Source organism: Nocardia carnea (assembly GCF_029868855.1).
GTDB classification, from domain to species: domain Bacteria; phylum Actinomycetota; class Actinomycetes; order Mycobacteriales; family Mycobacteriaceae; genus Nocardia; species Nocardia carnea_A.
On record NZ_JARWOV010000075.1, the window covers coordinates 1 to 10,065 of the forward strand.

Annotated in this window: 10 protein-coding genes; 9 read left to right on the forward strand and 1 reads right to left on the reverse strand. The window is 66.6% G+C overall.

Annotation, left to right across the window (positions count from 1 at the left end; translation table 11 throughout):
• Window positions 1-399: 399 nt before the first annotated feature.
• From QH195_RS06510 to QH195_RS06550, 9 genes are all read left to right on the forward strand, one after another.
• Complete coding sequence (locus QH195_RS06510) at window positions 400-1,353, forward strand: ABC transporter substrate-binding protein (protein WP_280434695.1); 954 nt, start codon at window positions 400-402, stop codon at window positions 1,351-1,353.
• Window positions 1,350-2,216 carry an ABC transporter ATP-binding protein gene (locus QH195_RS06515; protein ID WP_280434696.1) on the forward strand — a complete coding sequence of 289 codons (867 nt, stop codon included), beginning with the start codon at window positions 1,350-1,352 and terminating at the stop codon, window positions 2,214-2,216. The genes QH195_RS06510 and QH195_RS06515 overlap by 4 nt, the downstream gene beginning before the upstream one ends.
• Window positions 2,213-3,037: an ABC transporter permease gene (locus QH195_RS06520; RefSeq protein WP_280434697.1), complete on the forward strand. Its 825-nt coding sequence runs from the start codon at window positions 2,213-2,215 to the stop codon at window positions 3,035-3,037. Before QH195_RS06515 ends, QH195_RS06520 begins: the two co-directional genes overlap by 4 nt.
• Before the next feature lie 8 nt (window positions 3,038-3,045).
• On the forward strand, window positions 3,046-4,590 hold the full coding sequence (locus tag QH195_RS06525; protein WP_280434698.1) for an AbgT family transporter: 1,545 nt from the start codon (window positions 3,046-3,048) through the stop codon (window positions 4,588-4,590).
• Between the two features lie 29 nt (window positions 4,591-4,619).
• Window positions 4,620-5,843 carry a M20 family metallopeptidase gene (locus QH195_RS06530; protein WP_280434699.1) on the forward strand — a complete coding sequence of 408 codons (1,224 nt, stop codon included), beginning with the start codon at window positions 4,620-4,622 and terminating at the stop codon, window positions 5,841-5,843.
• Between the two features lie 146 nt (window positions 5,844-5,989).
• Window positions 5,990-7,000 (forward strand): NAD(P)/FAD-dependent oxidoreductase, encoded by a 1,011-nt coding sequence (locus QH195_RS06535; protein WP_280434700.1) that lies wholly within the window; start codon window positions 5,990-5,992, stop codon window positions 6,998-7,000.
• Window positions 7,001-7,002: 2 nt separating this feature from the next.
• On the forward strand, window positions 7,003-7,323 hold the full coding sequence (locus QH195_RS06540) for a DUF362 domain-containing protein (protein ID WP_280434701.1): 321 nt from the start codon (window positions 7,003-7,005) through the stop codon (window positions 7,321-7,323).
• On the forward strand, window positions 7,323-8,180 hold the full coding sequence (locus tag QH195_RS06545) for an alpha/beta fold hydrolase (RefSeq protein ID WP_280434702.1): 858 nt from the start codon (window positions 7,323-7,325) through the stop codon (window positions 8,178-8,180). Before QH195_RS06540 ends, QH195_RS06545 begins: the two co-directional genes overlap by 1 nt.
• Before the next feature lie 131 nt (window positions 8,181-8,311).
• The gene (locus QH195_RS06550; protein ID WP_280434703.1) at window positions 8,312-9,196 is read left to right on the forward strand and encodes an IclR family transcriptional regulator; all 885 of its coding nucleotides are present in this window, start codon (window positions 8,312-8,314) and stop codon (window positions 9,194-9,196) included.
• Here QH195_RS06550 and QH195_RS06555 read toward each other — a convergent pair.
• A partial coding sequence (locus tag QH195_RS06555; RefSeq protein ID WP_280434704.1) for an AMP-binding enzyme occupies window positions 9,173-10,065 on the reverse strand: 893 nt, incomplete at its 5' end. The genes QH195_RS06550 and QH195_RS06555 overlap by 24 nt on opposite strands.

Consider the following 10,065-nt stretch of genomic DNA (forward strand, 5'->3'; position numbering starts at 1 on the left):
CCCCCCCCCCCCCCCCCCCCCCCCCCCCCCCCCCCCCCCCCCCCCCCCGGTGCTTTTCGCGGGCAGACGTGTCTGGGCGGCCGCCGGATGCGCGCGGTGGCGGGCGGAGCCGACCGGTCGCTTGGCGCATATGGGCAACGGCCCGGAAATATTCGGGAAACGTCCTGGTCATCAGCATGGAATAGACCAATATTCATCCTATGACCAGGTCGGTATCCGGCCGTCCGTGGTCATCGGGGTCGCTCGCCGCCGTTGCCGATATGCGGGTCCGCTCCCCGGACCGCGTTCGTTCGCGTGCTCGGAGACAGCGGATAGGTTCCCTGTCCAAGGCGCGGCGATTGCGGTGCAGATCACAGAGTGAGGGTGCAGAAAATGGCGTGGCGATCTAGATACAGGAGAGTGTCGTTCGCGGTACTCGCGGTGGCACTGGCGATCACGCTGGGAGCCTGCACCAGGCCCGCGACGCAGGAAGCGGAAGCGAGCGCGGGCGGAACGATCCGGGTCGCGGTGGGGATCGACTCGTCGTTCGCGGCGTTCTTTCTCGCGGACCAGGAGGGAATGTTCCGCGACGCGGGCCTGAATATCGAACTCGTGCAGTTCGGCAGCGGCGGGGAAGCGGTCGACGCGCTTGCCAGTGGTCAGGTTCAGCTCGCCGGCAGTTCGGACACCACGACCATTTCGCAGTTGCGGCAGAACCCGGATATGCGGGCGATATTCGCCTATGAAGCGTCGGGCGATTACATCAAGGTCGTCCTGCGCAACGGTATACAGACCGCGGCCGATATCGAGAAGATCGGATTCGTACCCGGCCTCGGACAGGTGTCGACCGATAAATATCTGCGGGCCAACGGTATCGCGGCCGATTCCGTCGAGATGATCTCGGCGACACCCAGCGATATGCCGGCACTGCTCGCCCGCGGCGATATCGACGGTTATGTGCTGTGGGAGCCGTGGCCGGCCGCCGCGGTGACGCAGGGAACCGGCCGGGTCGTCGGGGTGACCGGCGATTTCGATTGGATCTACCACCATTGGGCGGTATCCACCGATTCGTGGCTCGAGAAGAATCCGGCCGAGGCACAGCGGTTCGCGCAAGTGCTGGCGGCGGCCGGCGAGCGGGTCGAACAGGACCCCGCCCGGGCCGCGGCGGCCACCCGGACGGCAGTCAACGTGGCCGACGACCAGACCCTCGTCGCGATTCGTGAAATCGACTTCGGGGTCACGAATCTGACCGAGAAAGACGTGGATTCGGCGCAGCAGATCGTCGATTTCTATCAGGACATCGGCGTCCTCTCCGAGCAGCCCGACCTGGGGTCGGCGATGCTGCTCGATTGGTACAAGGAGGAGAAGAAATGACCGTGACCACACCTGATGTCGCAAGAGCGGGCGCTACCGACAAAGGCGTTTCGGTGCAGATCCGGGATCTGGACATCAATTTCGGAACCGCCGAGATCGTCGCGGGTATCGATCTCGCGGTACGGCCGGGCGAATTCGTCTGCCTGCTCGGGCCCAGCGGTTGCGGTAAATCGACACTGCTCTCCGCCATGGCCGGGTTCGTCCGGCCCGCAGCCGGCGGCATCGTCTGCGACGACGCGGACATCGACGGCAGCAATCGCCATGCCGGGATGGTCTTCCAGAGTTCGGAGGCACTGTTCGACTGGATGACCGTCGCGCAGAACGTCGCCTACGGTCCGCGAATGCACGGCGCCAAAAAAGCCGAGCAGGCGCGGATCGCGGCCGAATACCTGGGAATGGTCGGACTGCCGCATGCCGGCGGGAAGTTCCCGGCGCAGCTGTCCGGCGGGATGCGGCAGCGGGTGCAGATCGCCCGGGTTCTGGCCAACCAGCCCTCGCTGGTGCTGATGGACGAACCGTTCGGTGCGCTGGACGCCCAGACCCGGCAGGTCCTGCAGACCGAACTGGACAAGATCTGGCGGCATACCGGCTGCACGGTCGTCTTCGTCACCCACGATATCGACGAGGCGCTCACCCTCGCCGACCGTGTCGTGGTGATGACGGCCGGCCCCGCAGCCCGGATCAAGAGCGTCTACGACGTTTCCGCACCGCGTCCCCGTGACCGGGCGCATCCCGAGGTGATCGAACTGTACGAGCAGCTGCGTGACGATATCCGGGCCGAAGTCGTCGCGGCCCTGCGTAATCAGGGGTTCGAAGGCGAACCGGACCTCGCGGGCGTCCGGGGCGAGGAGGAAAAGGTATGACCGTCGTAGCGGAAATCCGTACACCACGTGGCACGGTCTCGGCGCGCAGCGCCGGAATGCGAATCGGTAATCAGGTACTGCGCACCGGGGCACTGTGGCTCGGGTCGGCACTCATCGGACTGGCTGTCTGGTCGTTCCTGGCGTGGTGGTACGGCCCGACGACGATCGCCTCGCCCGCCGAGGTATGGCGGGCGGCGGGCGAACTGGCCGAGAGCGGTGTCCTGTGGACCTCGGTGGTCGCCTCGGGGCAGCGCATTCTGCTCGGCTGGAGCCTCGGCGTGATCGTCGGCGCCCCGATCGGCATCCTGATGGGGCGGTTCAACCTGGTGCGGCAGCTGCTCGACCCCTATATCGAGTTCTTCCGGTTCATCCCACCCATCGCGTTCGTGACGCTGGCCGTGGTGTGGTTCGGTATCGGTGAGACCTCCAAGGTGGTGCTGATCTTCTACACCTCGGTGTTCATCGTGACTGTGAGCACGATCGCCGCCACTGTCTCGATCAGCGAGAACAAACTGCAGGCGGCGACCAATCTGGGTGCCGGCCGGCTCCAGATCATGCAGACGGTGGTGCTGCCGTCCGCGGTTCCGGGCATCGTCACCGGCGCCCGGCTGGCGATGGGCAACAGCTTCCTGACCATCGTCTCCGCGGAGATCGTCGCCTCCGAGCACGGTCTCGGCTCGATGATCTGGCAGGCCCGTAACTACGGCCGTATCGACTGGACCTTCGTCGGCATCATCGTGCTCGGCATCATGGGCTTCCTCTTCGACCGCGTCCTGCGCCTGTCCTCCACCAAGTTCCTCGCGCGCTATGGCGTCAAATAATCAGATGGGTGCCCGATCCGGTGAATGCGATCCGTACACACGCGCGCAGGATTCCGCGTAATTTTCTCAACGGGGTCGAGCGGGTCGGGAATCGCCTGCCGCATCCGTTCATACTCTTTCTCCTGATCGCGGCGGCGATCGCGGTCGCCTCCCTCATCGCCTCGCTGGCCGGTGCGACGGTGATCGACCCGAAGGAGAACACACCGGTCGCGATCCAGAGCCTCATCTCGGGCGAGGGACTGCAGTTCGCGCTCACCTCGATGATCGACAATTTCCTATCGTTCCCGCCGCTGGGTCTGGTGATCGTGATGCTGCTCGGGGTGGGCCTGGCCAACCAGGTGGGCCTGCTGGAGGTCGCGTTCAAGGCCATCGTGGCGCGGGCGTCGTCGCGGATGCTCACCTTCGTGGTGATCTTCGTCGGCATCGTGAGCAATGTGGCCTCGGAATCGGCCGCCATCGTGATTCCGCCGCTGGCCGCGATGCTTTTCCTGGCGGTGGGGCGGCATCCGATCGCCGGACTCGCCGCCGGATTCGGGGCAGTGGGGGCAGGGTTCTCGGCGAACTTCCTGATCGCCGGCACCGATGTGCTGCTGTCCGGGCTCACCACCTCGGCGGCGGGAATCGTCGACAGTGACGCCGTCGTGACACCCGTAGCGAACTGGTATTTCATGTCGGCGTCCACGGTGGTGCTCACACTCGTGGGCGTTTTCGTGACGGAGAGAATCGTCGAACCGCGGCTGGGACCGTACGAGCGATCGGGTCAGGTGGAGACAGGGGAGTTCACGATCTCGGTGGAGCAGCGGCGCGGCCTGCGCCGGGCATCGCTGGCGGCGATGGTCTACCTCGTGGCCGCGGGTGCACTGATCGTGCCACCGAAGGGTCTGCTGCGCGGCGACGACGGTGGCATCATCGATTCGCCGTTCATGGATTCGCTGGTGCCGATCATCTTCCTCTTCTTCGTGACGGTGGGCGTGGTGTACGGCGCGGCCACCGGTGCCGTACGGTCCAGCAGCGATGTGCCGAAATTGATGATCGAGTCGGCACGGGAGCTGGCCGGAATCCTGGTTCTGGTTTTCGCGGTGGCACAGGCGCTCGCGTATTTCGAATGGACCAATATCGGGTTGTGGATCGCGGTACAGGGTGCGGAAGTGCTCGATAACCTCGAATTGCACGGGGTGGTGGCCCTCGTCATTCTGAGTATCGTCACCCTGGTTCTCAGCCTGGTGATCTCCAGCGGTTCCGCGCTGTGGTCGATCATGGCACCGGTCTTCGTGCCGATGATGATGCTGAACGATGTCAACCCCGCGTATGCGCAGCTCGCGTACCGCATCGCGGATTCGTCGACCAATATGCTGGTACCCCTCAGCCCGATCCTGGCCGTGGCGCTCGGATATATCCAGCGCTACGACAAGAAGGCAGGAATAGGCACGGTGTTCGCATTGATGATCCCCTATGCGATCGCCTTCTACGCGATCTGGATCGTTCTCTTCGTGGTGTGGGTTCTGCTGGGTGTACCGATCGGACCCGGGCAAACGCTGCACGAAATCTCCTAGTGCACAAGCAAACCGAAAGAAGTGTGGGAATGACCGATACATCGGGGTACGTGGACACCGCGCTGGACGAGCGGGTGGAGAAGCAATTGCGCGACGATATCGCCGGTTTGCGGGAGACACTGCTGTCGGTGAGTCACGATATCCACCGGAACCCGGAGGTCCGGTTCACCGAACACCACGCCAGCGCACTGCTCGCGGATACGCTGGCCGCGGAAGGGTTCACCGTCGAGACGGGGGTCGCCGGCCTCCCCACGGCGTTCTTCGCGGAGTTCGGTTCCGCGGATACCGGGCCGACGGTCGCGATATTCCTCGAATACGACGCGCTCGAGGAGATCGGCCACGCCTGCGGTCACAATGTGATCGCCGCAATCGGACTGGGTGCGGCGATCGCAGTGCGGCGCCGGCTGGCCGCTTCCGGTGCCGGCGGCAGGATCATCGCTGTCGGCAGTCCCGCCGAAGAAGGCGGTGGCGGCAAAACGTATCTGCTCGACAGCGGCCGGCTCGGCGGAATAGATGCCGCCATGATGATGCATCCCTCGGGTGAGAACCTCGCCGCCATGCGGACTCTGGGCCGGGTCGCCCTCGACTTCGAGTTCACCGGAAAAGCCGCGCACGCCGCCGTCTCCCCGCACGACGGCGTGAACGCTCTCGATGCCGCGGTGCTGACATTGAACGCCATCGGGCTGCTACGGCAACAGCTTCCCGACGATGTCCGGGTACACGCGGTGATACGCGACGGCGGGGAAGTACCCAATGTGATCCCGGAACGCGCGGTGATCCGCACCTACATCCGGGCCGCGGACACCGAAGCGCTGGTGGGCAATTTCCAGCCGCGGATCGAACGGTGTGCGCAGGGTGCCGCGCTCGCCACGGGGGCGACGGTGAACATCACGAAACAGGCGCCGACCTATGCCGGTCTGCGACCGAATCCGGTACTGGCGCAACTGGTCGACGCGAATTTCGCGCGGATCGGGCGGGTGACCGAACCACCGCGCACCGAGGTGTTCCCGGGGTCGACCGATATGGGAAATATCAGTCAGGTGATTCCCGCCATCCATCCGAATATCGAATTCGTACCCGGGTTGTCCATGCACACCCGCGAGGCCGCGGCGTACGCGGGCGGCCCCGAGGGCGACCGTGCGGTGACCGACGGCGCACTGGTGCTGGCGATGACCGCGGCGCAGCTGTTCGCGCGTCCGGAGCTGGTCGAGTGCGTCCGGGAGGAGTTCGTCGAGGGCACCAGGGTGAGCTGACAGCGCCACCGAACGCGGCGGGTACCGGCATACGCGCCGGGGCCCGCCGTTCGTCGTCTCCGGCCCCGGGATGCTTTCCCGGATCGGGTCTGCTGGCCGGACCCGTTTCATTCAACCTGCGCCGCAACGCTCTTAGCGTGCACGGTATGAACGAATTGCCCACAGCACCGGCCGGTACCGGACTCGAGGTGGATATCGTCGTCGTCGGCGCCGGACCGGCCGGACTGTTCGCCGCGTACTGCGCGGGTTTCCGTGGACTGCGTGTTGCCGTGCTGGACGCGCTGTCCGAGCCGGGCGGTCAGGTGAGCGCGATGTACCCGGAGAAGGCAATCCTCGATATCGCGGGGTTCCCTTCGGTCAAGGGCCGCGATCTGATCGACCGGTTGCTGGACCAGGCCGCGCCCTACGACCCGGTCTATCTGCTCGGCGAGCAGGCACAGACGATCACCCACGCCACGGACGGCCGGGCGGTGATCGGCACCAGTGCGGGACGCCGGGTAACCGCCGGTGCCGTGGTCGTCACCGGCGGGATCGGGACATTCACTCCGCGCCCGCTGGCGAAGGGATCGGACTTCCTCGATCGCGGGCTCAGCTATTTCGTACCGGACCTTTCCGCTCATACGGGCCGCGACGTCGTCATCGTCGGCGGTGGCGACAGCGCGTTCGACTGGGCGGTGCACCTCGAACCGGTCGCGTCGTCGGTGACCCTTGTGCACCGGCGGGACAGATTCCGCGCCCATGGCGCCACCGTTACCAAGGTCCGTGACAGCAGTGTGCGGATCCTGGTGAACTCCGATATCACCGCGGTGCGGGGCAACGGCTGGATCTCCGAGGTGGACGTCCACCACAAGACCGACAAGACCACCACGACACTGCCGGCGCAGTCGGTGATCGCCGCGCTCGGCTTCACCGCCGATCTCGGGCCGCTGACCGGATGGGGTCTGCGGATCGAGAACCGCCATATCGTCGTCGACACCCGTATGCGGACCGGCGTCCCGCGCGTCTACGCCGCCGGCGATATCACCGACTATCCGGGCAAGGTCCGGCTGATCGCTGTCGGTTTCGGTGAGGCGGCCACCGCGGTGAACAATGCCGCCGCCGAACTCGACCCCGAAGCCGATATCTTCCCCGGCCATTCCACCGAACAGGAGAACTGACCATGCCATTCGTCATAGGTGCGGCGTGCATCGACACCACGGACCGTTCCTGTATGGAGGAATGCCCCGTCGATTGCATCTACGAGGGCGACCGCAAGCTCTACATCAATCCGGCCGAATGTATCGACTGCGGCGCCTGTGAACTGGCCTGCCCGGTCGAGGCGATCACGGTGGACCGCAAGGCCGACCCGGAATTCAAAGAGGACGCGGTGCGGTTCTTCACCGAGATCCTGCCCGGTCGCGCCGAACCGCTCGGCAATCCGGGTGGCGCCGCGAAGGTCGATGTGATCGGCGTGGACACCCCGATGGTCGCGGCATTCTGATGAGTGTGCGGTTCGGTTACGCCGACACCTCGTTCGGCCAATTGCACTATGTCGAACAAGGTTCGGGGCCGGTGCTGTTGCTGCTGCACCAGACCCCGCGCTCGTGGGACGAGTTCCGCGAGCTGATCCCGCTGCTCGCGTCCGATCATCGCGTGATCGCGATGGATATGGTCGGGTTCGGGGCCAGTGCCGCGTTACCGGCACCGCAGACCATCGAGACGTTCGCCGCTGGTGCGTGGGCGCTGCTGGACGCGCTCGATATTCCTGGTGCCGCGGTGCTCGGGCATCACACCGGCGCCGCGGTGGCGCTGGAGATGGCTGCCGCGCACCCCGGCCGTCTCGATGCGGTGATCCTGTCGTCCTGCCCGTGGGCGGACGAGGCCTACCGGGCCGGGCACGCCGGCGGCGGGGCGGTCGATCGTGCCGAGCGCACCCCGGACGGCAGGCATCTGCAAACCCTCTGGGAGCTGCGCCGCCCCTACTATCCGCAACCCGGCACCGACCTGCTGGACCGGTTCGTGCACGACGCGCTCACCTTCGGGCTGGATCCGGCCGAAGGGCATCGGGCCTGTGCCCGCTACCGCATGGAGGAACGGATCGGTGCTGTCCGCGCGCCGGTGCTGCTGCTGGGCGCGGCGGCGGACCCCTTCTCGATCGGGAATCTGCCGACGCTGCGCGCCCGGTTGACCGGCGCACCGATTGTCGAGCAGATCGTTTTCGAAGAAGGCACCGTCGCGCTGATCGAACGCGAGGCGCCGGGAATCGCCGAATCGGTACGCCGGTTCCTCCGGGGTGTTCGACAGGGAGACGACCCGGTCGGCGGAGGTCGTGAACCGGAGTCCGCTGAGCAGACATGATGAACCGGGTCCGCTCAGCGGACCCGATTGTGCTGCGGATCGCCGGCGCGCCCGCTAGCGTCACCAGTCCGGCGGGTTCGCCGGTCGGGCTCCTCGAGGGACGGGGCCCCGCAAGGCGTCAGGAGGTCACCATGACGACAGCCGCACACCGCCCGGCCGATCCGGTCCCGGAGATATCCCTCGAAACGGCGCCCGGCGCGGGCACCGAGATGTCCTCGGTGCTGAGCAAGGCCCGGATGATCCTGGACGCGTTCGACAACGAACACCGCGACCTCGCGCTCACCGAGCTGGCCCGGCGCAGCGGGGTCGCGAAGGCCTCGGTGCACCGGCTGGCCGGTGAACTCGTCGAATGGGGCCTGCTGGAACGGTCGGGGACGAAATACCGCCTCGGATTACGCCTGTTCGAGCTCGGCCAGCTGGTACCCCGGCAGCGGATCCTGCGCGACGCGGCACTGCCCTATATGGAAGACCTGCTGATCGCGACCCAGGAAACCGTGCATTTCGCGGTCCGCGACGGGATCGATGTGCTCTATATCGAGAAGATCGTCGGCCATCGCGGCCTCAAACAGCAGTCCCGGGTGGCGGGCCGCCTGCCGCTGTACTGCACCGCCACCGGGAAGATGATCCTGGCGTTCTCCCCGCAATCGGTGTTCGCCGAGGTGGTCGAACAGGGGTTCACCGCGCTCACCTCACGGACCACGATGTCGGTATCGGTGCTGCGGCAGCAGCTGGACCGGATGCGCAAGGAACAGATCGCGGTCGAGGTCGAGGAGACCCGGCTGGGCTATATGAGCGTTGCGGTGCCGGTGTTCAGCGGGCCGCAGACGATCGCGGGGGCGCTCTCGGTCACCGGGCCCACCGCGCGACTCAATGTCAGCCGGGTCACCGGGGCGCTGCGTACCGCGGGTGTCGGGATCAGCCGGGCCCTGCAGGCGATGCGCTGCCATCACAGCTCGCCCGACAGCGCCGCCATGTGCACCCCCGCGCTGTGCTCACTCAACGGCTGTGGCCGGTGATCCGGTAGCCGGTGGTGAAACCGTGCGTGCCCGATTCGGTCGATGGTCGCCGGCCGACCACGTCCGCGCGGTCACTCCGCGGGCGCGCAGATCGGCCTTGCGGACCTTGCCGGTTTCGGTGAGCGGCAGGGTCGCGACCACATCGATGTAGCGCGGCAGCGCGAATTCGGCAAGATGCGCGGACGCGAAGCGACGCAGCCCGGCCGGGTCCACCGACGCTCCGGGGCGCGGGACCACAGCCGCCATGACCTCGTCCTCGGCCAGTTCGGAGGGAACGGGGAACACCGCCACCTGGGCGACCGCCGGATGTCCGGCCAGCACCTGCTCCACCTGCACCGAGGAAATGTTCTCGCCGCGCCGGCGGATGACATCCTTGATCCGGTCGACGAATCGGAACCAGCCGCCGGGCTCGCGGATCACCCGATCACCGGTCCGCCGCCACGAACCCGGTTCGGGAACCGTTTCACCGAGGTATCCGAGCGCGAACGCACCGGGGAGTTTCGTGCGTACCACCAGCTCACCCGGCACACCGTCGGCGACCCGGGCACCGGATTCGCCGACAACCACGGCTTCGTATCCGGGCAGGACCGTGCCCAGATACCCGGCTCGCCGGGCGCCGGGCCGACTGCCGAGGACGAGGTTGGTTTCGGTGCTGCCGAACCCGTCGATCAGCTCGATCCCGAACCGTTCCCGGAACGGCTCGTACAGATGTGCGGGGGTGGCCGGCGCCAGGGCGCGGGTAGCGCGATGGGCGCGGTCGAGGGAGCCCGGCGGCTGCCCGGCGAGCATCGCGACCATCGCGCCGAGCAGGTAGATCACTGTCGCGTCGGCGTCGGCCCCCCGCCGCCACAGCGCCCGGGCCGAGAAAA